This window comes from Pseudomonas sp. URMO17WK12:I12, assembly GCF_000514395.1.
Lineage (GTDB): Bacteria > Pseudomonadota > Gammaproteobacteria > Pseudomonadales > Pseudomonadaceae > Aquipseudomonas > Aquipseudomonas mucoides.
The window spans coordinates 37050-57360 of the sequence record NZ_AZVV01000017.1 but is presented as its reverse complement, the minus strand read 5'-3'; the positions used below and the strand labels follow the sequence as shown (position 1 = coordinate 57360).

Sequence of the window (20311 nt, the reverse complement as noted above, 5' to 3'; positions counted from 1 at the left end):
AACTGTAGGAGTGAGCCTGCTCGCGATAGCGGTATGTCTGTCACATAGATGTTGGATGTGCTGCCGTCATCGCGAGCAGGCTCACTCCTACCAGGGACCTCATTGCCCCGGTAGCTCAACTTTTGGCCCGGCGTGCCGTTAAAGCTTTTAACCACGCCAACAAAACCAAAAGAGTGAACCGTCATGCGCATGAGCCTGAAGGCTAAAGTCCTGTCCCTTGCCGTTCTCCCGGTGTTGCTCTTTGCCCTGGTTATCAGCCTGACCACACTGTTCGTGCTTCAGGAACAGGCGCACAAGGAAGTCGAGGAAACGCGCCAGCGCCTGCTCAACGACGCCAAGGCCACCCTGCAAAGCTACGTGGCCGTGGCCATGACCACCATCAAGCCGCTCTACGACGCCGCCGCCCCCGGCGATGACGCCGCGCGGGCGCAGGTGATCAAGTTGCTGTCGAGTATCACCTACGGCAAGGAAGGCTACTTCTTCGGCTACGACTCCAATACGGTTCGCCTGTTCAAGGCCAACAGCCCCGAAGGCGTGGGCCAGAGCTTCAAGGACAACCGCGATCCGAACGGTGTCTACGTCAACCGCGACCTGGTGAAAGTTGCCAAGGACGGGACGCACTACCTGCAATACAGCTCGCCACTGCCCGGCAACACCCAAGTGCTGGTGCCTAAACTGGGCTACACCGAATACCTGTCGAAGTGGGACATGGCGGTGGGTACGTCGGTCAACCTTGACGGCATCGAAGCGCAAGTCGCGCTGGTGGAAGCCAAGGTTCAGGAGCGCATGGAAGGCGTGCTGCTGAGCATCGTCGGGATTGCCGTGGTGGTGCTGTTGGTGATCGCGGCCGTCGGCCTGCTACTGGCCAACACCATCCTGCGCCCGCTGAACATGATGAAAGCCAACCTCGATGACATCGCGGCAGGCGAGGGTGACCTGACCCGTCGCCTGACCATCACCAGCCAGGACGAACTCGGTGAACTGGCCGGCTCGTTCAACCGCTTTGTTGACAAGATCCACAGCCTGGTGCGCCAGATCACCGAAATGACCACGCAACTGACCGGGCTGGTGAATCAGGTGTCCGATCAGGCCCAGCGCTCGGACCAGGCCATGGAGCGTCAGCGTCACGAGACCGATCAGGTCGCCACGGCGATCAACGAAATGTCGGCGGCGGCGCAGGAAGTGGCGAAAAGTGCACAAAACGCGGCAGTGGCGGCGCAGCAGACCGACGAAGAAGGTCAGGCGGCCAAGCGCGTGGTGGCGGGCAGCATCGTCAAGATTCATGCACTGGTGGACGACATCCGCAGCAGCGGCGTGTCCCTGGACAGCCTGCAAAAAGACGTGTCGTCGATTGTCAGCGTCCTTGGGGTGATCCGTTCGATTGCCGATCAGACCAACCTGTTGGCGCTCAACGCTGCCATCGAAGCAGCGCGCGCCGGTGAAGCCGGCCGTGGTTTTGCGGTGGTGGCTGATGAAGTGCGGGCGCTGGCCAGTCGTACGCAGATCAGCACCCAGGAAATCCAGAGCATGATCGACCGCTTGCAGGCTGGCACCCAATCGGCGGTGGAAGCCATGCGCCGTTCCAGCGAAGCCGGTGACGGCACGTCCGCCCAGGCCAACGAGGCGGGCGCCTCGCTGGACACCATGGCGCAGTTGATCGGCACCATCAACTCGATGAACGCGCAGATCGCCAGCGCTGCGGAAGAGCAGACGGCGGTGGCCGAAGAGATCAACCGCAGCGTGCATCAGATTGCGGTGGCCGTGGACAACGTGGCGGATGAAACCCAGCTCGGCGCGCAGACTTCACGCAGCCTGGCAGACCTCGGCCAGCGCCTGGGCAAACTGGTCGGCCAGTTCCGTATCTGACACCACATATAACCTGTGGGAGGGAGCTTGCTCGCGATAGCGGAGTGTCAGCCAACATCAATGTTGGATGTGCCGCCCTCATCGCGAGCACGCTCGCTCCCACGAGGTTAAACCACCGCAGCCCGAATCTGTCGTCCCAAGGCATCCATCACATCACAACCATCGCGCAACAACATCGCCGCAGCCTTCGCCAATTGCTGCACATCAGCCCCTTTGGCCCGGGTTATGTCCAGACTCGCCAAGCTTTCCATCATCTGCGTCACAGTCAGAAATCGTGAGGCGGCATTGCTGTGCAAGACATCCAGCGGTGCCTGAGTGGAAACAAGTAAAACCGGAACATCACTCTCGTTGTTGGTCATCGGCATATGCGGGTTCATGCATCACCTTCTGATTTTGCCGCGTGCATGCCGTCGATGGAGGCTTAAACCAATGAGCGTGCGGTGCCGAGCATTTGCTGGCTGGCCCAGCGTAGCGAAGCGCCATGTTCCGGCCGTGTGGCGGTAGGGGCTTGATGGGCGAGAGCTTCTGCGCAACTGAGATAGACCGAAGCGTGTTCAAGGGCGTCGAGTAGCGGGATGCCGGGTTGAACGGCGAACAGGTGGTGGTCGACGTGATCGCAGGGGGCGAAAGGGGTAAATTTTGTAGTTGGATTCGTCATAGGTGAAGCTCCGTGAAAGTTCAGAAGAGCTGCCACGAAAACGCCGTCAAACGAATTAGGGTGGCAACTGTGCGCGGGTTGACGGACCGGTCTCACGAACCCGGCGCACCCGAAAGTGCCCCACGCACAGTCGCCATATGCAATGAGCGGGCACAGAGGTGCTCGAGCAAAGGAAGGCTATGCGCGTCGTAAGAATGTCAGGCCGTCAAACCCGATCACGAATGAGTCGTGACAGGTGCGAGGATAGGGAGTGGGGCCAGGGCAGTCAACCGGAGGTAGGTCGGAAACAGCCGCTTTGCTTGTCGGTATTTTCCGGAACCGATAGCGGCGCGAAATACTGGATCAGGATCATGTACTATTCGCGCTTCTCGATGTTCAAAGGAGAGAATTCATGGCAGGAAAGCCAGTAGCGAGACTTGGAGATCCAGGCAGTCACGGCGGAGCAATTACCACCGGATCAAGCCCTATTTTTGTCAATTCCCTACCTATCGCCTTGGTAGGCGACACCTACTCATGCCCCATACACGGCAGCAATCCCATAACAACGGGTGCTCCCCACGTTTTTGGCCTTGGGAAAGAAGTGGCACATGTTGGGTCGAAAACGGCATGCGGGGCCACAATCACAGCCGGCTCCCCCGATACATTTGTTGGTAACGCTGGCTCCAGTAGTACCAGTAGTTTTTTCTCTGAGTTTCTGAAAGAAAGAACCTTTGTTGAGTTTCAACTGCTCAATGAAAAAGAAGAGCCGATTCCCCATGAAGAGTATGTGTTGACACTTTCTGATGGTGTCGTGGTCACTGGTGTTCTTGATGGTGAAGGGTTTGTGCATGTTGCAAATGTTCCTCGCGGAAGTTGCAGCATTAAATTTCCAAAACTTGAAGATACGGAACATCTTTAATGGTTCAGCCTACGAAGACATCTGGTACAAAGCAGGCTGCGAAAAACACGGGAGCCTCAGGTAAAACCACAAAAACAAATACCTTGGTAGTGTCTGGCGCTTATATGGAGATTCTGATCGGTGGTCCATATACACATAATGGAGTTGATCAACCCTTCGGACATGCGGCAATTCATGTTGTGGTGAGTAACAAAAATATCACCTATGATTTTGGCCGGTACGGAGACGTCTGGGGGCCTTTCGATAGTGAAGGCGAGGCCATTTTAAACGTATGGTCCAATTTCAAGGCTTATGTGGCTTCAGAGAAGAGCCTTGGTCGGACAACTACAGGTTTCGTCTATTTTTTGGAGAACTCCAAAGCAGAAGCCGTAATTGCTCATTATGATCAGTTGCTGTCAACAAAAATAAAGATCAAAAAAACAACTGATAACTACGTGCGGTATTTGCTACCCGGCTCCTATCTACCAACGACTAACAATTGCACGACAGTTTCACTGGAAGGGGCAAAAGTAACAGGTAAGAAAATCGTATCTGAACCTTCCAAGTATATGGATTTGAGAGGGCTTTCATGGGAGAAGAAAATAGCATCCAAAACTCAGTCGAGGACGGCGGACGGCATTTTTATGCCCATGGACGTTCAAGCAATGCTAGAGGGGAATACGGAGGCGCGCTATGACAAGAAAAATGTCTATTAGTAAAAAAACGGGCCTTTGGTTAATTGCAATATTGCTACTTGGTGTGATCTTTTTGGTGTGTGTTTTTTTTAATGATTCATCGAGGTCTCAAAGTATGAAAATGATCAAAACTAAAGAGCCAATGCTCATTGAAGGTCCTGAAGGCGATGAAAACTACTATGTGTTACCGACCGGTGTAACTCTTTACTACGACAAAAGCTTCCCTGAAGGGCATGATCGCTACATTGTCTACTTTAATCATAAGGGCGTGATTGCACATGAAGATGTCCCGATGAAGCCCGAGTACAAGGGGAACTTTGTTGCGCCTCTTTGGATGTCCAATGTTGATGCGGATGCTTTAAAGAAAATGTTTAAGCGTTTTCCTCTATCCAAGGAAGATGTCGCCGCGGCCATAAAGGCCAATGAAATCACCAAAGATGATTTGGCCGATATCATTCGTTCCATGCCGGAGTAATTGCATCCCTTGCAGGGCAGGTCGCTACGGCCTGTCCCAATACGGCACAGGCCCAAAGCACTCGACAAAGAAATCAATCACCGTCCGCACCTTCACCGACAATCGTCGGCTGCCCGGCCACAACACCGCAATCTGTTGCGGCTCCAGGCTGTTGGAGACCTGAAATTCCCCCAGCACCGGCACCAGCGTGCCTTCGCGCACTGCTTCACCAATCAGCCATGACGGAAACATCACCAGCCCCAACCCTTGCTCCGCCGCTTGCACCAGGGTGTCGGCGTGGTTGCCGGTGATCGGCCCTTTGACCGAGTAGGGCGTCCAGTCCTGCTGATCCTTGCGGAAAAACCAGCGTTGCAGGCCGGTCGCGCCTTTGTAAGCCAGGCATTGATGCGCCGCGAGGTCTTCAGGGCGTTGCGGCGTGCCGTGGCGTTCGAGGTAGGCCGGGCTGGCGGCGACTTGAAAGCGGTGCGGCGCGAGGATCCGTGCCTGCATGCTGGAGTCGTGCAGCGGGCCGATGCGAAACAGCAGGTCGGCGCCTTCTTGCAGCGGGTCGATGTAATGGTCGGTTTGCTGGATATCCAGCTGCAGCTTCGGATAGCGCTCGCACAATTGCCCCAGCCACGGCGTCAGGTGTCGTTGGCCGAACACCACGGGGGCGTTGATCCGCACCAGTCCGCTGGGTTCACTTTGCTGTTCCTGCAAGGCTTGTTCGGCTTCTTCCAGTTGCACCAGCACCCGCCGCGCATGATGACCGAGCATGCGCCCGGCTTCGGTGGGCGTGACGGCGCGAGTGTGGCGGTAGAGCAATTGCTGGCTCAGGGCCTGTTCCATTAGCTGGATCTGCCGGGAAATCGAAGAGGGCGCCAGACCCTCGCGCCGTGCCACTTCTGAAAAACTGCCGTGGTCGAGCACAGCGACAAACAGCCGAAGCGCCTTGAACCCGAGTTCGTTGAGACCGTGCATGGTTCATCCTGCTGTGCGGATTACGCAAAAGTGTTGTCAGGATGCTCCCATTTATCGCAAAGCTCTGCCACCGGATAATGCCGGCCATTGTTTCTACAGGCAGGTTTCCTTTATGCAAGCGTCTTCAATCGACACCGCGGTCACACCCGCGACCAAACCAGGGCTGCGGCTATTGCTGTTGCCGTTGGTGATCCTCGCGGGCATGGGCCTTTCCGTGGAGGCGGGGTTACTCGGGCCGCTCGGGGTCCAGGTTGGGCATTTATGGGCGACGTTGAGCATCTTCGGGGTCGGCTCGGCGATTCTGTTTTTGCTGCTGTTGTTCAGCGGCCCGCAACAAGGCCCGGCGTTGAACACTTTGCCGCGCTGGCAATTGATCGGCGGCTTTCTCGGGCCGATTTATGTGGTGGTGCTGACCCTGGCCACGCCGCACATCGGCATTGCGATGACCATGATCGCGATTCTCTGCGGGCAGGTCGGCAAAAGCGTACTGATCGATCACTTCGGCTGGTTCGGCACGAGCCGCAAAAAGGTCAACGGTGAACGCTGGCTGGCGTTGCTGCTGATTGTCGTGGCACTTGTTTTGATCGCTCGGGGTTAATGATGAATCTGATTATTTTGTTGGCCGTGATCGTCGCGGCGGGTGCGGTGCTGAGTGTGCAGGCGGCGATCAATGGCCGTCTGGGCGAAACGGTGGGCGTGTTGCGCAGCAGTTTGCTGACCTTCGTGGTGGGCGCGGTGGTCACCGGTCTGCTGATCCTGTTTTTCGAACCGGCGCAGGCCTTGAGTTTGCTGGACGTGCCGAAATGGCAGCTCAGTGGCGCGCTGTTCGGCGTGGTGTACATGATGGTCATGGTCGGCGCGGTGCCCAGGGTCGGCACAGCGGTGGCGACCGTGGCGGTGATCGTCGGGCAACTGGGCATGGGCATGCTGATCGACAATTTCGGCTGGCTGGGCAATCCGGCCATCAATTTGTCGAACAGCCGGATCGTGGCAATGGTGTGCCTGGGGCTGGCGCTGGTGTTCATGTATCGCAGCAGCACCCGGCAGGCCTGACACAAACTCCTACACTGGTTAGACGGGCCGCGTCTGCGGCATCCCGACGACCACACCAATGGAGTCTGACTCATGATCAGCAGTGACAGTATCTGCGATTGTCCCAAATGCTCGTGCAAGCTGGGCGAGCATCCGATAGCGCGCCACGGTAAGCACTATTGCTGCGAGGCCTGCGCCAAGCACCATGAGCACGGCGAAGAATGCTCCAGCAAGGGCTGCAAGTGTGCTCACGAGAAGTAGTGCATAAAAAAGTGGAGCCTGATCGGGAAGGCCAATCAACCCGAATCAATGTGGGAGCGAGCTTGCTCGCGATAGCGGACTGTCAGTCACTTACCTGTTGAAAGTGCCGACGCCATCGCGAGCAAGCTCACTCCCACAAGGTTCCAGTCGCTTGATCGCCCCCCACTTCATTAACTCGCCGGCCGCCACTTCACATTCTCGACCCCGAATTTCTCCGCCATCGGTTTGCTGGTCTTTTGCACCTTCTCTCGGCCGAATCGCGGGATCCTGCCCACTCCGGCGTCGCAGCTTGCCCAATGCCAAGCTTCCGCGTTGTCCATCTTGTCCAGGCGGATGATGAATGACTTGGGGACGCCATGAAGGGTGTATTCAATGACGAATAGTTTTGCGTTGTTCATAAAGCCCGTATTCCTCCCTGTGGTAATAGAAGGATCATTGGGGTTACGGAAAATTCAGTCTTATTGTCAGACGGTGGCAGCCAGTGGCGACAAGGCCTCGGGCTGGTTACCATGCAAGACCTGAAAACCTCAATGATTGCTGCCCCATGGCCCTTGCCGCGCCCCCTGACCTGAGTGACACCGATGTGCCCGTGCAACCGCTGGCGCGCACTTATCCGCGCGGCCTGTATATCGAGCCGCACGAGCATGTCTGGGGCCAATTGCTGTATGCGATGAGCGGGGTAATGTGGGTTGAAACGCCCCATGAGGCGCTGGTGGTGCCGCCGCAGCGGGCGGTATGGCTACCGCCGGGCATGCCTCACGGGATTCGTGTGGTGTCGGACTTGCAGATGCGCAACATCTACCTGCGGCCGTCCCTGGCCGCCACGCTGGACAACACGGTCCAGGTCATCGAAGTCGGCGGCTTGCTGCGTGAATTGATCGTCGGCTTGGTCGAACAGGGTAACGATGGTGCGCCCGAGTATTACGAAGCACTGGTCGGCCTGGCGCTGTTGGAGCTTAGACGAGCCAGGCGCTCTCTGTTGAAAATCCCGTTGCCGGATGATTCCGACCGGCGCCTGATGAACCTCTGTCAGGCGGTCATGGCCGCGCCTTCGCTGGACATCCCGTTCGAACAACACGCTGAAAACGCCGGTGCCAGCGTGCGCACCCTGGCGCGGTTGTTCAAGGAGGGGCTGGGCATGGGCTTCGCCGAATGGCGACGACAGGTGCAACTGGCGACGGCGGTGGCCGAGCTGATTCAGGGCGTGTCGGTCAGCGCAATCGCCCGCGAGCTGGGCTATTCACCGAGCAGCTTCAGCGACATGTTCCGCCGGGAACTGGGCATCGCGCCTTCACAATTTTCCAGCCATATCCAAACCTTGTAGCAGCTGGGATATGGGTGCTTTGGCCGAAATTCAGAAGCACTTGGCCGGTGCCCGCTGTCACCTCGCACTAGACTTTGGGCCTGTCTTCATTGCCCCCGGAGTCCGCCATGAGCTACCTCATCTCGCTGGTCATCGGTCTGGGCGTCGGTTTGCTCTACGGCGCGCTGGACTTTCGTTCCCCCGCACCACCGGCCATCGCGCTGGTCGGGCTGCTCGGCATGCTGGCCGGTGAAAAGTTGTGGCCCATGGGCCGGCAACTGGTCGCTGGCTGGATCTCCTGAACCGTTCATTTACTCCATGGAAACGCTCATGAAAGCATTGCAGTTCGACAAAACCGGCGACCTCTCGGCCTTGCGCTACGTTGACGTGCCGACGCCCGTTCCCGGCGCCGATGAAGTACTGGTGCAGATCAAGGCCGCCGGCCTCAACCCCAGCGACGTGAAGAACGTGCTGGGACGTTTCCCCTACACCACGCTGCCACGGATTCCCGGTCGGGATTTTGCCGGTGTCGTGGTTGAAGGCCCGCAGGCGCTGATCGGCCAGGCAGTCTGGGGCACCGGGCGTGAACTGGGGTTCTTTGCCGACGGCTCCCATGCGCAATTCGTCAAGCTGCCGGCCAACGGCGTGGCGCTCAAACCGACCCACCTGAGTTTTGCCCAGGCCGCCAGCCTCGGCGTGCCCTACACCACGGCGTGGGATGCGTTGGAGCGCAGCCTGGTGACGGCGCAAACGCGCTTGTTAGTGATCGGTGGCGGGGCGGTGGGCAGCGCGGCGTTGGCGCTGGCCAAGGTACGCGGCGCCCAGGTGCTGGCGGCGGCGCGGCGACCGGAGCAGGTCAAGGAATTGCAGGCTCAGGGTTATCAGACGCTGCAACTGGATAAGCCGGAGGACTTGGGCGCCCAGGTGAACGCCGTGTATCGCGGCGGCGCCGACGTGATTTTCGACACCACCGGGTTCTGGCTGCCGGCCTCGGTTGCGGCCCTGGCAACCTTCGGCCGCATCGCCATCATCGCCGCGCCGGTGGACGGCATGGTGCAACTGCCGGCCCTGGCGCTGTATCGCAAGGGCGGTTCGGTGGTGGGGATCAACTCGTTGCTGTATGGGGTTCAGGCGTGCGCGGCAATGCTTGATCAATTCGGTCAGTTCTTTGATCAGGATTTGTTGCCATTGCCCGAGGGCTTGTTTGAATCACCGCTGGCGGAAGGGCTGGAGCGGTATGCGGAAGTGAATCAGGGCAGCGGTGACAAGGTGATTCTGTTGCCATAACCGGCACTGATGCGGGTTGTGCCGGCCTCTTCGCGAGCAGGCTCATTCCTACAACGGATCTGTGTCGAACACTGGATTTGTGTTCACTGAAGATCAAATGCAGGAGTGAGCCTGTTCGCGATGGCTGTCTATCAGTACCTGCGATGCTCGCGCCTTGCTCCGGCCATGCTCTGCTAGAATCGGCCGCATTGATCCCACAAGGTGCACCCCATGAGCGAGCCGATTCGTCTGACCCAATACAGCCACGGCGCAGGATGCGGTTGCAAAATCTCGCCCCAGGTTCTGGAAGTGATTCTGGCCGGCAGCGGGGCGCAGAACCTCGACCCCAAACTCTGGGTCGGCAATGCGTCGCGCGATGACGCGGCGGTGTACGCCATTGATGAAGAACGCGGGGTCGTCTCGACCACGGATTTCTTCATGCCCATCGTCGACGACCCGTTCGACTTCGGCCGCATCGCCGCCACCAATGCCATCAGCGACATCTACGCCATGGGCGGCGATCCGCTGATGGCGATTGCGATCCTCGGCTGGCCGGTGAATGTGCTGGCGCCGGAGATTGCCCGGGAAGTGATTCGCGGCGGCCGCTCGGTCTGCGACGAGGCCGGGATTCCGCTGGCTGGTGGGCACTCCATCGATGCACCGGAGCCGATCTTTGGCTTGGCTGTGACCGGGCTGGTGGAAAAGCGCCACATGAAGCGCAATGACACGGCCACCGCCGGCTGCCTGCTCTACCTGACCAAGCCGCTGGGCATCGGCATCCTTACCACCGCCGAGAAGAAGGGCAAGTTGCGCACCGCCGACATCGGTCTGGCCCGCGACTGGATGTGCACCCTGAACAAACCCGGCAGCCGTTTCGGCAAGCTCGACGGCGTGACCGCGATGACTGACGTCACCGGGTTTGGTCTGCTGGGGCACCTGGTGGAAATGGCCGACGGCAGCCAACTGACCGCCCGCATTGAATACAACCGCGTGCCGCGTCTGCCGGGTGTCGAGTATTACCTCGAGCAAGGCTGCGTGCCGGGCGGGACATTGCGCAATTTCGACAGTTACGCCAGCAAACTGGGACGACTCCAGGAACTGCACAAACGCGTGCTGTGCGATCCGCAGACCAGCGGTGGCCTGCTGATTGCGGTCACGCCCGAAGGCAATGAACGGTTCCTCGCGGTGGCGGCCGAACTGGGCCTGAACCTGGAACCGATCGGTGAACTGGTTGAGCGACAGACGCACGCGGTTGAGGTGTTTTGATGTCGATCGACTTCACCGATTACCGCGAGATCTTTCTTAACGACCGGCCGATGATGGATGCGCGCGCGCCGGTGGAGTTCATCAAGGGTTCATTCCCCGGCGTGGTCAACCTGCCGCTGATGAATGACAACGAGCGCCAACGCATCGGCACTTGCTACAAGCAACACGGGCAGCAGGCGGCCATCACGTTGGGGCATCAACTGGTGTCCGGCGAGATCAAGGCTGAGCGCATCCAGGCCTGGGCCGATTTCGCCCGGGCGCACCCCGAGGGGTATCTGTATTGTTTTCGCGGCGGTTTGCGCTCGCAGATCGTCCAGCAGTGGCTCAAGGACGAGGCCGGCATTGACTATCCACGGGTCGGTGGCGGCTACAAGGCGATGCGCACCTTCTTGCTCGACACCCTCGATCAGGCCGTTGCCCAATGCGATTTCGTCTTGCTGGGCGGCATGACCGGCACCGGCAAGACTGAGGTGCTGACGCAGTTGAGCAATGGACTGGACCTTGAAGGCCACGCCAACCATCGCGGCTCCAGCTTCGGCAAGCGCGCGACCGGGCAGCCGTCCAACATTGATTTCGAGAACCGTCTGGCGGTGGATGTGCTGAAAAAGCGCGCCCATGGTATCGAGCAGTTTGTGCTGGAAGACGAGAGCCGGGCGGTCGGCAGTTGCGCTTTGCCGTTGCCGCTGTATCAGGGCATGCAGCAGTTTCCGATGGTCTGGCTGGAAGACAGCCTTGAAGGGCGCGTCGAGCGGATTTTGCGCGACTACGTGGTGGACCTGTGTGCCGAATTCATTGGTGTGCATGGCGATGAGGGGTTTGCGCGGTTTTCCGAGCGCTTGCTGGAAAGCCTCAACAACGTGCAGAAACGCCTGGGTGGCGAACGCCATCGGCGGATGTTGGTGTTGATGGAGGAGGCCTTGGCGGAGCAGGGCCGAAGCGGCGCGGTGGACCTGCACCGGGGCTGGATCGAAGGGTTGCTGAGTGAATATTACGACCCGATGTATGCGTTTCAGCGGGAGAAGAAAGGCGTGCGGATTGAGTTTGCGGGAGAGAAGGCGGCGGTTCTTGAGTACCTGCGGGAGCGGGTGAACCCGCAACATTAAGGTCGTTTTGGCCGGCCCCATCGCGAGCAAGCTCGCTCCCACATTAGACCGAGATGTTTATCAAACACGGTCAAAATGTGGGAGCGAGCTTGCTCGCGATAGGGCCCTTTCAGGCACCAAAGATCTTAGAGCAAAGCAGCCCCGATCAACCCGCTAACCACCCCGACCCCCATGGTCATCAGCGCCACACTCACCAGTACCCGCGCATCGAAATCCTTGCGCAGCATCAGCAGCGACGGCAGGCTGATGCTCGGCAGTGTCATCAGCAACGCCACGGCTGGAGCGGTGCCCATGCCCAGGGTCATCATGGTTTGCACGATCGGGATTTCCGCGGCGGTGGGAATCACAAACAACGTGCCGATGATCGCCAGCGGCACCAGCCAGAGCAGGCCGTTGGCCATGGCCCCATCAATATGCGGAAACACCCAGACCCGCACCGCGCCCAGCACCATGACCGCCAGGATGTAGATCGGAATGGTGCTCCAGAACAATTGCCACAGGGTTTTACCCCAGCGCGTCAGGAACGGTTGCGTGTCCTTTTCACTGACTTCGGCGACCGCCTCGACAGCCGCTTCAGGCAGTGTTTCCGGACCGCTGATGCGCTGAGCGACCATCGACACCCCGAACACCAGCACAATCCCCGCGACCAGGCGCAACGCGGTGAACCCCCAACCCAGCACGAACCCCATGAACACCAGGGTTGCCGGGTTGAGCACCGGGTTGCCGATCCAGAAGGCCAGCGCCGCGCCGACCGAGACGTTTGAGCGACGCATGCTCGCGGCCACTGGCGCGGCGCAGCACGAGCACATCATCCCCGGCAGGGCGAACAGGCCGCCGCGCAAGGTCGACGCGAAGCTGGCGCGTCCGAACAGGCGCAGCAGCCAGTCCCGTGGAATCAACACTTGCAGCAGGGAGCCCAGAATCACCGCCAGTACGGCGGCTTTCCAGATCGCCAGGAAATACACCTTGGCATACGTCAGGGCAGCGGCCAGCGGGGCGGTTTGTTCGTCGTTGAGGATGGAGGCGCCGATGCTGTGGTTGTCAGCGGCGATGAAGGCTTTCAGGTAGTAGGGCGACCACTTGACGTAATAGAGGCCAATGCAGGCGACCAGAACGAACAGGGCGGGTTTCCACCAGAACGACCAACCCCGGGCGGGGACAGCTGCGGAAGAAAGTGACATGAAGAGAGTCCAGGCAAAGGGGAGTTGGGTACATGATAGCCCGCCACTTGTCTGCCGTGGTCTTCACTGCGTGTGGGAAGTTGCCGACCGCTTAGGTCGGACACGTCTGCGAGCCGTTATCCAGCCCTTGTTTGTAACTGTGGCTGACGAGGCTGGCCTTGCCGTTGTGCCAGGTCAGGGTCAGTACGTACACCGAATCGTAGTCACTGGACTCCCAGTCCTCGGTGATGTTCTGTTTCTTGCCGACCGCCTCTCCAGCGACCTTGTTGATCAACTCGGGCAGGTAGCCGTGGGACCAGGCGGTGTAGATGATGGCGTTGTGGTACTTGTCGTGAAGCAATTCGTCCGCCAGATCGCTGGTGTCGTTGGCCGAGAACTCGATGTTCACCGGCAAGCCGAGCTTGATCGCGCTGGGGCTGATGGTCATCAGGGGGCGGATGTAGCTGTAGGAATTGTCCAGTTCGCCTTCCTCGACATTGCGCGTCGGGTTGGCGGCAAACACATAGTTGGCCTTGCCGAATTTTTCCGGCAACAAGGTGGCCAGGTCGATGGCGCGGTTGAGGCCCTGGCAATTGAGCTGGCCCAGACCGCCAGCGGGTTTTTCTGCGTGACGCAGGAACACCAGGGTCTGGGTGCCGTCCGCCGGCTGGGCGCGGCTTTCGCTGGACTCCAGCGACAAAAACAATGCGCTCGCCGCCAGCAGCGTCGGCAGGAAAATATACGCACGGTGTTTGAAGCGTTTAGCGAATCTGGACAGGTTCATCATGTGAATAAGGGATCTTCAGCGCATTCAGTTAAGGCTGACAAACCTTTACACCGCCAGCTCCCAGCTTCGGGTGTTTTCCATGTCGTTGGGCCGGTCCGTGTCCGAAAGGGCATTGCTCAGAGTCCTCTGAGCCTGTTTGGTTCGATACCGGCGGGTGCGCGGCACTTTATCGATAACCTTGAACAGGGTGCAGTCAAGGTTATCGACAAGATGTTGCGAAATTATGGACACCCTACACGTAGACGCGTTGGCAAAGGCTGACATCTTTTGATCGTCATCATCAGCGGTTTCGATAACGCGAAAAGATCGCAACCTGCGGGCGCCAATCCTGGATTATGCTCAACGCTTTATTTGGCGATGGAGGCACCCGATGACCGATCTGTCTGCGTTCCCGATTACCCGAAAATGGCCGGCTCAATACCCCGACTGGATCCAGCTGTACTCCTTGCCGACCCCCAACGGCGTCAAGGTCTCGATCATGCTCGAAGAAATCGGACTGCCCTACGAGCCGCATCGGGTGGGCTTCGACACCCAGGATCAGATGTCCCCCGAGTTTTTGTCGTTGAGCCCCAACAACAAGATCCCGGCGATCCTCGACCCGCATGGTCCCGAGGACAAACCCCTGCCATTGTTCGAGTCCGGGGCGATTCTGATTTACCTCGCCGACAAGAGCGGGCAACTGCTGGCGCAGGAATCGGCCGCGCGTTACGAGACGATTCAATGGTTGATGTTCCAGATGGGCGGCATCGGGCCGATGTTCGGCCAGGTAGGTTTCTTCAACAAGTTTGCCGGCAAGGACTACGAGGACAAACGCCCCCGCGACCGTTACGTCGAGGAAAGTAAACGTTTGTTAAAAGTTTTGGATGGACGCCTTGAAGGGCGCGACTGGATCATGGGTGAACGCTACACCATCGCCGATATCGCGACGTTCCCGTGGGTGCGCAACCTGATCGGTTTCTATGAGGCCGGCGACCTGGTGGGCATCAAGGATTTCAAGAACGTCACGCGCGTGCTGGAACGCTTTCTGTCGCGGCCGGCGGTGATCCGTGGGCTGGAAATCCCTAAATAGAGTGCCTCACGAACAAGGAAGATCATGCGTACATTCGATTTCAAGCAAGTAGATGTCTTCAGCCGCGTCGCCCTCAAGGGCAATCCGTTGGCGGTGGTGTTGGGGGCCGACGCACTCAGTGATGAACGCATGGCGGCGTTCGCGACCTGGACCAACCTCAGTGAAACCACGTTTGTGCTGGAGCCGCGCGATCCGCGGGCCGACTATCGCGTGCGAATCTTTACCACCCTGAATGAGTTGCCCTTCGCCGGTCATCCGACCCTGGGCACTTGCCATGCCTGGCTTGAGGCTGGTGGCGTGCCCAAGGGCGAGGAGATCATTCAGGAGTGCGGCGTCGGGCTGGTGCGGGTCCGTCGACAAGGCGCGGAGCTGGCCTTTCTCGCGCCACCCCTGATCAACGCCGGGCCGGTGGACGCCGAACTGGTGGAGCGCGTGCGACGCGGGCTCGGTCTGGAGGTCGGGGTGATTGTCCGGGCGCAGTGGGTGGATAACGGCGCTGGCTGGCTGGCGGTGATGGTCGCGGACCGCCAGCAGGTGCTGGAACTGCAACCGGATCACTCGCAAATGTTGGGCCTGGCGGTCGGTGTGATTGCACCGTGGAATCCCGAGCGTGATGGGGATGAAGCGCAATTCGAAGTACGGGCCTTCATCTCCGGCGACGGCATGCCGGAAGACCCGGCGACCGGCAGTTTGAATGCCGGGATTGCGCAGTGGTTGCTTGCCGAGGGGCTGGCGCCAGCGTCCTATGTGGTCAGCCAGGGCCTGACGATGGGACGGGCGGGGCGCATTCAGGTGGATCAGGTCGGTGATGAAATCTGGATTGGTGGAGCGGTGGTGACCTGTATTTCCGGTACCCTGAAGCTCTAAACCTGTCGGAGTGAACCTGCTCGCGATAGCGGTGTGTCAGTCACATTGACGGTGCATGTGCTATCGCTATCGCGAGCAGGCTCACTCCTACAGGGGGCTGTGTCGATCCGGGGGGATTATTGCCGAGCCGGTAAGGGTTTGTTCTGCACCTGAGGTTTGTGCCTTGTGCCTTGCAGGGCATAAGCTTCACCCCCTACGACGTTAGTCTCATCCTCTGTTTTTCAGGAATGCCCATGTCCAGCCAGTTCCCCGAAGCACGTCCACGCCGTCTGCGCCGCAATGCGAGCCTGCGCAGCCTGTTCCAGGAAACCGAGTTCAGCCTGAACGACCTGGTGCTGCCGATTTTCGTCGAGGAAGAAATCGACGACTTCGTGCCGATCAACAGCATGCCCGGCGTCATGCGCATTCCGGAGTCGAAACTGGCCGGCGAAATCGAGCGCTACGCCCGCGCCGGCATCAAGTCGGTCATGACCTTCGGCGTGTCGCATCATCTGGACAGCAGCGGCAGCGATACCTGGAGCGATAACGGGCTGGTGTCGCGCATGTCGCGGATCGCCAAGGATGCCGTGCCGGAAATGATCGTGATGTCCGACACCTGCTTCTGCGAATACACCGACCACGGCCATTGTGGCGTGATGCACAACCACGAGGTCGATAACGACCAGACCCTGATCAACCTTGGCAAGCAAGCCGTCGCCGCTGCTCGGGCCGGTGCCGATGTGATTGCCCCGTCGGCGGCCATGGACGGGCAGGTCCAGGCGATTCGCCGGGCGCTGGACGCCGCCGGTTTCAGCCAGACGGCGATCATGGCCTATTCGACCAAGTTTGCCTCGGCGCTCTACGGCCCGTTCCGTGAAGCCGGCGGTAGCGCGCTCAAGGGCGACCGCAAAAGCTATCAGATGAACCCGATGAACCGCCGCGAAGCAGTGCGCGAATCGCTGATGGACGAACAGGAAGGCGCGGATGCACTGATGGTCAAGCCGGCCGGCGCCTACCTCGACATCATCCGCGACATCCGCGAAGTATCGCGTTTGCCGCTGTCGGCGTATCAGGTCAGCGGCGAGTACGCGATGATCAAATTCGCCGCGCAAGCGGGGGCGATTGATGAGGACCGTGTGGTGCGTGAAAGCCTGGGAGCGATCAAGCGGGCGGGCGCGGATCTGATCTTCACCTACTTCGCAATGGACCTGGCCCTGGCCGGGATCTAAACCCCACCACATAACCCTGTGGGAGCGAGCTTGCTCGCGATAGCGGACGGTCAGTCACATCACTTTTGAATGTGCTAACGCCATCGCGAGCAAGCTCGCTCCCACCGTTGATTGGTGGTGACTTCAGGGCGTGCCGAAGTACGGCCGGATTCCATGATGGTTGAAGTACCGCTCAATCACCTTCGGATCGGAACACGTCTCGGCAATCGCCACATACGTATCCGGGCGCAGCAGATAAAACCCGTTACGCCCCAACCCCGCTGCTTCAAACGCCGGTCGCCAGTCAAACACATGCAAGGGCAGATGATGCTCGATACACCAGGCGATCATTTCGTCGCTGGTGTCGCCATACACGTGCACCTGCCAGGTCGGATTCCTCAGCGATTCAAAGTTGTCGCCTTCGCCGTCATGCGCCCAAGGCAGGCGATCGCCGCCGTGAACGTGCCCGGCAACGCCGGTGCTTAACGGCATGCCACGATAGTTGAGAGTGATCTGCGAGACCGTGCGAAACAGGAACTCGCGGGACGTTTCAAACGAGGCCATCTTCGGGATCAAAAACGGTGCCAGCCGTGTCCTTAGCACGTCGGCCACGCGTCCCTCGGCGGTGACGAAACTGAACACCCGGTCGGTGGTCGCGACGAGTTTGCGCGCAAAGGCGATGCGCTCGGTTTCGTAGGTGTCGAGGAGTTTGGCCTCGGCACCGCCACTCAACACCGCCGCGAATTTCCACGCCAGGTTGATCGCATCGCCAATCCCGGTGTTCATGCCCTGACCACCGGCCGGGCTGTGAACGTGGGCCGCGTCGCCCAACAAAAAGGCGCGGCCGGTGCGAAAGTGATCGGCCACCCGGTGATGCACGCGATAGGTCGAGAACCAGTTCACCTGCTCGATCTGCACCTGCAGATGTTCGATGGCCCGGCTGCTGACGTCCTCGAAACGCAGGGTTTCAGCCCGGTCGGCGCGCTCGTCGCGCACGGTGCCGATCAACCGCGCGCGCCCGCTGCCGGCGAGCGGAAACACGGCGAGGAAGTCCGCTTCATCAAGGTCCACGTGCAGTTCGCCGTTGAGTGCCGGCCCGCTGGCCTGCACATCCGCCACGTAGAAAATCTGTTGGTAGGTGCCACCGGGAAACCCGGTGTCCAGCTTTTTACGCACTATCGAACGGGCACCATCACAACCGGCCAGGTAACACGCCTGGCAGGTTTCCTGTTGGCCATCGGGCAGGCGCAAGTGGGCGGTGATGCCATCGCCGGTTTCCTCGAAGTCCTCCAGTTCGGTGCCGCGTTCCACCTTGATGCCGAAGGTTTCAAGACGCTCGATCAGTAAGCGTTCGTGCTGGTCTTGTGGAAAGATTTCCATGAACGAATAGGGTGTCAGGCCTGCGCCGATGTTGCTCAGTGGCAATCGTGCAACCGATTCACCGCTGACCCAGAAATTTGCTGCCGCCACGCGATGGCCGTTTTGCACCACGGCTTCGCTGAGCTCGAGCTGGCGATACAGCTCCAGCGTGCGCGCCTGGACTGCCAGCGCACGCGACGTGGTGCCGGGCGCCGACGTCTTGTCGATAATCCGCACGCGGATCCCCAGTTTGCTCAACCACAGCGCCAGGACCAGCCCGGTCGGGCCGGCGCCGACGATCAGTACGTCGCTACGGTGCATGAGCCTGTCTCCTCGGTGACTGGCTCAAGTATGGTTCAGGCGCAGTCGGCCGGAAGGCTGACCGCCCAACGGAAAAAGGCCCCGCTGACATGACGATGGAACAGGGCGCGGCCGCAAGAGTCATAGCCTGCGCCATGCCATTGGTCGTATGGTTAACCCGGCTCAACGGATTTGATGGAGCACCATGCAAGCCAATCGATTGATCATGGGCGGCGCGGCGCTGTTGCTGCTGGCCGGTTGCGGCACTCAGCACCCGCAGGAACAGCCCGCGCGCCCGCCCGCCGAGGTCAAGGCCGAAATCGTGCGCTTGCTGCCGGCCAAAACCACGGATCGCCAAGGGTGGGCCACGGACATCTACGCCGCCTTCGCCGCCCAGAATATTTATCCGTCCACGCAAAACCTGTGTTCGGTGCTCGCCGTGACCGAGCAGGAATCCACCTTCCAGGTCGACCCGCCTGTGCCGGGCCTGGGCAAGATCGCCCGGGACGAAATCGACCGTCGCGCCGCTAAAGTCCACATCCCCAGCCTGTTGATCAGCGGCGCGCTGCAGGTGAAGTCACCCAACGGCAAAAGCTACAGCGACCGCCTCAACGCGGCGCGCAGTGAAAAGGAACTCAGCGCGATTTTCGATGATTTCATTGGCATGGTGCCCTTGGGCAAGACCCTGTTCGGTGGCTTCAATCCGGTACACACCGCCGGGCCGATGCAGGTCAGTATCGAGTTCGCCGAACAGCAGGCGAAGAACTATCCGTACCCGGTGGAAGGCTCGATTCGCCACGAGGTATTCACTCGGCGCGGCGGCATGTACTTCGGCATCGCCCATTTGCTCGGTTATCCGGTGAGCTACACGCAACCGTTGTATCGCTTCGCTGATTTCAATGCCGGTTGGTACGCCAGCCGCAATGCGGCGTTTCAGAACGCGTTGAGCCGGGTGTCAGGCATCCCGTTGGCGCTGGATGGCGACTTGGTCCGGTATGACTCGATCATGCCCGGTACCACGGAAGTGGCGGTGCGCAGCCTTGGCAAGCCGTTGGGGATGCGCAATACGACCATTCGCAATCAATTGGAGGAGGGCAAAAGCCTGAAATTCGAGGAGACGGAACTCTACCGGCGAGTGTTTGCGTTGGCCGATCAGGCCGAGGGCAGGGCATTGCCTCGTGCCGTGTTGCCGGGGATCGAACTGCAAAGCCCGAAAATCACCCGCAAGCTCACCACGGCATGGTTTGCCAAGCGCGTCGATGAGCGTTATCAGCGTTGCATGAAGCGGGCTGGCCAGTAACCCTGATCGAACCAGAGGCGTAAAAAAACCCGGCGGGTCAGGCCGGGTTTTTCATTGAGTACTGCGGTAAACCCCTGCATTTATGCCGCGCGGCTTTCGATCAGACGGTCGGAACCACCTTCGGCAACGCGGTTCTGCATCAGATGATCGGAGCCATCAGCGGCTACGCGGTTCTCGATCAGATGGTCAGAACCATCAGCAGCAACGCGGTTTTCCATCAGATGATCCGAACCATCAGCAGCAACGCGGTTTTCCATCAGATGATCCGAACCATCAGCAGCAACGCGGTTTTCCATCAGATGATCCGAACCATCAGCGGCTACACGGTTTTCGATCAAGCGATCGGAACCCCCTTCAGCCACTCGGCTTTCAATCAGGCGATCCGAGCCGCCTTCAGCGACCACAGGTTGAGCAGAGGTTGCGGCAAAAGCGTTAACTGCAAAGACCGAGAAAGCGATAGCGAGGATAGTTTGGCGTTTCATGATGGTGTGCTCCGGGGTGCTTATGGGTTGGTATGGAG

24 protein-coding genes and 1 pseudogene are annotated in these 20311 nt (G+C 59.5%); 17 read left to right on the top strand and 8 right to left on the bottom strand.

Features of this window, described 5'->3' with window-relative positions; translation table 11 throughout:
• Nucleotides 1-183: 183 nt before the first annotated feature.
• Together D882_RS1000000133615 and D882_RS1000000133610 are read left to right on the top strand one after the other, a co-directional pair.
• Nucleotides 184-1008 (top strand): annotated as a pseudogene (locus tag D882_RS1000000133615) (cache domain-containing protein); the annotation flags it as partial.
• Between the two features lie 36 nt (nt 1009-1044).
• Nucleotides 1045-1866, top strand: coding sequence for a methyl-accepting chemotaxis protein (locus D882_RS1000000133610; RefSeq protein ID WP_371258961.1), 822 nt, complete (start codon nt 1045-1047; stop codon nt 1864-1866).
• Between the two features lie 107 nt (nt 1867-1973).
• On the opposite strand, the gene D882_RS0123165 is transcribed toward D882_RS1000000133610, so the two are convergent.
• Together D882_RS0123165 and D882_RS1000000132275 are read right to left on the bottom strand one after the other, a co-directional pair.
• Nucleotides 1974-2231, bottom strand: coding sequence for a short-chain dehydrogenase (locus D882_RS0123165; protein WP_228759016.1), 258 nt, complete (start codon nt 2229-2231; stop codon nt 1974-1976).
• A 56-nt stretch (nt 2232-2287) separates the two neighbouring features.
• Nucleotides 2288-2524 carry a DUF3077 domain-containing protein gene (locus tag D882_RS1000000132275; protein WP_081744007.1) on the bottom strand — a complete coding sequence of 79 codons (237 nt, stop codon included), beginning with the start codon at nt 2522-2524 and terminating at the stop codon, nt 2288-2290.
• A gap of 391 nt (nt 2525-2915) precedes the next feature.
• On the opposite strand from D882_RS1000000132275, the gene D882_RS1000000132270 reads away from it, so the two are divergent.
• The 3 genes from D882_RS1000000132270 (at nt 2916) to D882_RS0123145 (ending at nt 4571) form a co-directional block, all read left to right on the top strand.
• Nucleotides 2916-3422 carry a PAAR domain-containing protein gene (locus D882_RS1000000132270; RefSeq protein WP_081744006.1) on the top strand — a complete coding sequence of 169 codons (507 nt, stop codon included), beginning with the start codon at nt 2916-2918 and terminating at the stop codon, nt 3420-3422.
• Nucleotides 3422-4117: a hypothetical protein gene (locus D882_RS0123150; protein ID WP_027925439.1), complete on the top strand. Its 696-nt coding sequence runs from the start codon at nt 3422-3424 to the stop codon at nt 4115-4117. The genes D882_RS1000000132270 and D882_RS0123150 overlap by 1 nt, the downstream gene beginning before the upstream one ends.
• A 94-nt stretch (nt 4118-4211) precedes the next feature.
• Nucleotides 4212-4571 carry a hypothetical protein gene (locus tag D882_RS0123145; RefSeq protein ID WP_228759015.1) on the top strand — a complete coding sequence of 120 codons (360 nt, stop codon included), beginning with the start codon at nt 4212-4214 and terminating at the stop codon, nt 4569-4571.
• 24 nt (nt 4572-4595) lie between these two features.
• Here D882_RS0123145 and D882_RS0123140 read toward each other — a convergent pair whose 3' ends face one another.
• Entirely contained in the window at nt 4596-5531 is a 936-nt protein-coding gene (locus D882_RS0123140; RefSeq protein WP_027925437.1) for a LysR family transcriptional regulator, read from the bottom strand.
• A gap of 112 nt (nt 5532-5643) precedes the next feature.
• On the opposite strand from D882_RS0123140, the gene D882_RS0123135 reads away from it, so the two are divergent.
• From D882_RS0123135 to D882_RS1000000132265, 3 genes are all read left to right on the top strand, one after another.
• Complete coding sequence (locus tag D882_RS0123135) at nt 5644-6129, top strand: DMT family transporter (protein WP_027925436.1); 486 nt, start codon at nt 5644-5646, stop codon at nt 6127-6129.
• On the top strand, nt 6129-6584 hold the full coding sequence (locus D882_RS0123130) for a DMT family transporter (protein WP_027925435.1): 456 nt from the start codon (nt 6129-6131) through the stop codon (nt 6582-6584). Before D882_RS0123135 ends, D882_RS0123130 begins: the two co-directional genes overlap by 1 nt.
• Before the next feature lie 72 nt (nt 6585-6656).
• Entirely contained in the window at nt 6657-6824 is a 168-nt protein-coding gene (locus D882_RS1000000132265; protein ID WP_081744005.1) for a metallothionein, read from the top strand.
• Nucleotides 6825-6994: 170 nt separating this feature from the next.
• Here D882_RS1000000132265 and D882_RS0123120 read toward each other — a convergent pair whose 3' ends face one another.
• Nucleotides 6995-7222 (bottom strand): DUF6555 family protein, encoded by a 228-nt coding sequence (locus D882_RS0123120; RefSeq protein ID WP_027925433.1) that lies wholly within the window; start codon nt 7220-7222, stop codon nt 6995-6997.
• A 146-nt stretch (nt 7223-7368) separates the two neighbouring features.
• Between D882_RS0123120 and D882_RS0123115 the strand changes: the two genes are divergently transcribed.
• The 5 genes from D882_RS0123115 (at nt 7369) to mnmH (ending at nt 11762) form a co-directional block, all read left to right on the top strand.
• Complete coding sequence (locus D882_RS0123115; RefSeq protein WP_027925432.1) at nt 7369-8148, top strand: helix-turn-helix domain-containing protein; 780 nt, start codon at nt 7369-7371, stop codon at nt 8146-8148.
• A gap of 107 nt (nt 8149-8255) precedes the next feature.
• Nucleotides 8256-8429, top strand: a complete 174-nt coding sequence (locus tag D882_RS1000000132260; RefSeq protein ID WP_081744004.1) for a DUF1427 family protein — start codon at nt 8256-8258, stop codon at nt 8427-8429.
• A gap of 28 nt (nt 8430-8457) precedes the next feature.
• Nucleotides 8458-9414, top strand: a complete 957-nt coding sequence (locus D882_RS0123105) for a zinc-binding alcohol dehydrogenase family protein (protein WP_027925431.1) — start codon at nt 8458-8460, stop codon at nt 9412-9414.
• A 210-nt stretch (nt 9415-9624) separates the two neighbouring features.
• Nucleotides 9625-10659 (top strand): selenide, water dikinase SelD, encoded by a 1035-nt coding sequence (selD, locus tag D882_RS0123100; RefSeq protein WP_027925430.1) that lies wholly within the window; start codon nt 9625-9627, stop codon nt 10657-10659.
• Complete coding sequence (gene mnmH, locus D882_RS0123095; protein WP_027925429.1) at nt 10659-11762, top strand: tRNA 2-selenouridine(34) synthase MnmH; 1104 nt, start codon at nt 10659-10661, stop codon at nt 11760-11762. The genes selD and mnmH overlap by 1 nt, the downstream gene beginning before the upstream one ends.
• Before the next feature lie 125 nt (nt 11763-11887).
• Here mnmH and D882_RS0123090 read toward each other — a convergent pair whose 3' ends face one another.
• Both D882_RS0123090 and D882_RS0123085 read right to left on the bottom strand, forming a co-directional pair.
• Entirely contained in the window at nt 11888-12943 is a 1056-nt protein-coding gene (locus D882_RS0123090) for a permease (protein ID WP_027925428.1), read from the bottom strand.
• A gap of 91 nt (nt 12944-13034) precedes the next feature.
• Nucleotides 13035-13706, bottom strand: coding sequence for a histidine phosphatase family protein (locus tag D882_RS0123085; protein ID WP_371258960.1), 672 nt, complete (start codon nt 13704-13706; stop codon nt 13035-13037).
• 373 nt (nt 13707-14079) lie between these two features.
• Between D882_RS0123085 and D882_RS0123075 the strand changes: the two genes are divergently transcribed.
• From D882_RS0123075 to hemB, 3 genes are all read left to right on the top strand, one after another.
• On the top strand, nt 14080-14778 hold the full coding sequence (locus D882_RS0123075; protein WP_027925425.1) for a glutathione S-transferase family protein: 699 nt from the start codon (nt 14080-14082) through the stop codon (nt 14776-14778).
• A gap of 24 nt (nt 14779-14802) precedes the next feature.
• Complete coding sequence (locus D882_RS0123070; protein WP_027925424.1) at nt 14803-15645, top strand: PhzF family phenazine biosynthesis protein; 843 nt, start codon at nt 14803-14805, stop codon at nt 15643-15645.
• A gap of 233 nt (nt 15646-15878) precedes the next feature.
• A complete protein-coding gene (gene hemB / locus D882_RS0123065) occupies nt 15879-16853 on the top strand; it encodes a porphobilinogen synthase (RefSeq protein ID WP_027925423.1) in 975 nt (324 codons plus the stop codon).
• Between the two features lie 123 nt (nt 16854-16976).
• Here hemB and D882_RS0123060 read toward each other — a convergent pair whose 3' ends face one another.
• Nucleotides 16977-18512 carry an FAD-dependent oxidoreductase gene (locus tag D882_RS0123060; RefSeq protein WP_027925422.1) on the bottom strand — a complete coding sequence of 512 codons (1536 nt, stop codon included), beginning with the start codon at nt 18510-18512 and terminating at the stop codon, nt 16977-16979.
• A gap of 184 nt (nt 18513-18696) precedes the next feature.
• On the opposite strand from D882_RS0123060, the gene D882_RS0123055 reads away from it, so the two are divergent.
• Complete coding sequence (locus D882_RS0123055) at nt 18697-19791, top strand: DUF1615 domain-containing protein (protein ID WP_027925421.1); 1095 nt, start codon at nt 18697-18699, stop codon at nt 19789-19791.
• Between the two features lie 80 nt (nt 19792-19871).
• On the opposite strand, the gene D882_RS0123050 is transcribed toward D882_RS0123055, so the two are convergent.
• Nucleotides 19872-20273: a hypothetical protein gene (locus tag D882_RS0123050; RefSeq protein WP_027925420.1), complete on the bottom strand. Its 402-nt coding sequence runs from the start codon at nt 20271-20273 to the stop codon at nt 19872-19874.
• Nucleotides 20274-20311 lie beyond the last annotated feature (38 nt).

Excerpts from the sequence above, each read along its gene's own strand:
- selD (WP_027925430.1), top strand. The coding sequence starts at position 9,625 with ATGAGCGAGCCGATTCGTCTGACCCAATACAGCCACGGCGCAGGATGC.
- D882_RS0123145 (WP_228759015.1), top strand. The coding sequence starts at position 4,212 with ATGAAAATGATCAAAACTAAAGAGCCAATGCTCATTGAAGGTCCTGAA.
- D882_RS0123130 (WP_027925435.1), top strand. The coding sequence starts at position 6,129 with ATGATGAATCTGATTATTTTGTTGGCCGTGATCGTCGCGGCGGGTGCG.
- D882_RS1000000132270 (WP_081744006.1), top strand. The coding sequence starts at position 2,916 with ATGGCAGGAAAGCCAGTAGCGAGACTTGGAGATCCAGGCAGTCACGGC.
- D882_RS0123140 (WP_027925437.1), bottom strand. The coding sequence starts at position 5,531 with ATGCACGGTCTCAACGAACTCGGGTTCAAGGCGCTTCGGCTGTTTGTC.
- D882_RS0123085 (WP_371258960.1), bottom strand. The coding sequence starts at position 13,706 with ATGAACCTGTCCAGATTCGCTAAACGCTTCAAACACCGTGCGTATATT.
- D882_RS0123120 (WP_027925433.1), bottom strand. The coding sequence starts at position 7,222 with ATGAACAACGCAAAACTATTCGTCATTGAATACACCCTTCATGGCGTC.
- hemB (WP_027925423.1), top strand. The coding sequence starts at position 15,879 with ATGTCCAGCCAGTTCCCCGAAGCACGTCCACGCCGTCTGCGCCGCAAT.
- D882_RS1000000133610 (WP_371258961.1), top strand. The coding sequence starts at position 1,045 with ATGACCACGCAACTGACCGGGCTGGTGAATCAGGTGTCCGATCAGGCC.
- D882_RS0123135 (WP_027925436.1), top strand. The coding sequence starts at position 5,644 with ATGCAAGCGTCTTCAATCGACACCGCGGTCACACCCGCGACCAAACCA.
- D882_RS0123105 (WP_027925431.1), top strand. The coding sequence starts at position 8,458 with ATGAAAGCATTGCAGTTCGACAAAACCGGCGACCTCTCGGCCTTGCGC.
- D882_RS0123090 (WP_027925428.1), bottom strand. The coding sequence starts at position 12,943 with ATGTCACTTTCTTCCGCAGCTGTCCCCGCCCGGGGTTGGTCGTTCTGG.
- D882_RS0123075 (WP_027925425.1), top strand. The coding sequence starts at position 14,080 with ATGACCGATCTGTCTGCGTTCCCGATTACCCGAAAATGGCCGGCTCAA.
- D882_RS0123115 (WP_027925432.1), top strand. The coding sequence starts at position 7,369 with ATGGCCCTTGCCGCGCCCCCTGACCTGAGTGACACCGATGTGCCCGTG.
- D882_RS0123070 (WP_027925424.1), top strand. The coding sequence starts at position 14,803 with ATGCGTACATTCGATTTCAAGCAAGTAGATGTCTTCAGCCGCGTCGCC.
- D882_RS0123150 (WP_027925439.1), top strand. The coding sequence starts at position 3,422 with ATGGTTCAGCCTACGAAGACATCTGGTACAAAGCAGGCTGCGAAAAAC.
- D882_RS0123165 (WP_228759016.1), bottom strand. The coding sequence starts at position 2,231 with ATGCCGATGACCAACAACGAGAGTGATGTTCCGGTTTTACTTGTTTCC.
- D882_RS1000000132260 (WP_081744004.1), top strand. The coding sequence starts at position 8,256 with ATGAGCTACCTCATCTCGCTGGTCATCGGTCTGGGCGTCGGTTTGCTC.
- mnmH (WP_027925429.1), top strand. The coding sequence starts at position 10,659 with ATGTCGATCGACTTCACCGATTACCGCGAGATCTTTCTTAACGACCGG.
- D882_RS1000000132275 (WP_081744007.1), bottom strand. The coding sequence starts at position 2,524 with ATGACGAATCCAACTACAAAATTTACCCCTTTCGCCCCCTGCGATCAC.
- D882_RS0123060 (WP_027925422.1), bottom strand. The coding sequence starts at position 18,512 with ATGCACCGTAGCGACGTACTGATCGTCGGCGCCGGCCCGACCGGGCTG.
- D882_RS1000000132265 (WP_081744005.1), top strand. The coding sequence starts at position 6,657 with ATGATCAGCAGTGACAGTATCTGCGATTGTCCCAAATGCTCGTGCAAG.
- D882_RS0123050 (WP_027925420.1), bottom strand. The coding sequence starts at position 20,273 with ATGAAACGCCAAACTATCCTCGCTATCGCTTTCTCGGTCTTTGCAGTT.
- D882_RS0123055 (WP_027925421.1), top strand. The coding sequence starts at position 18,697 with ATGCAAGCCAATCGATTGATCATGGGCGGCGCGGCGCTGTTGCTGCTG.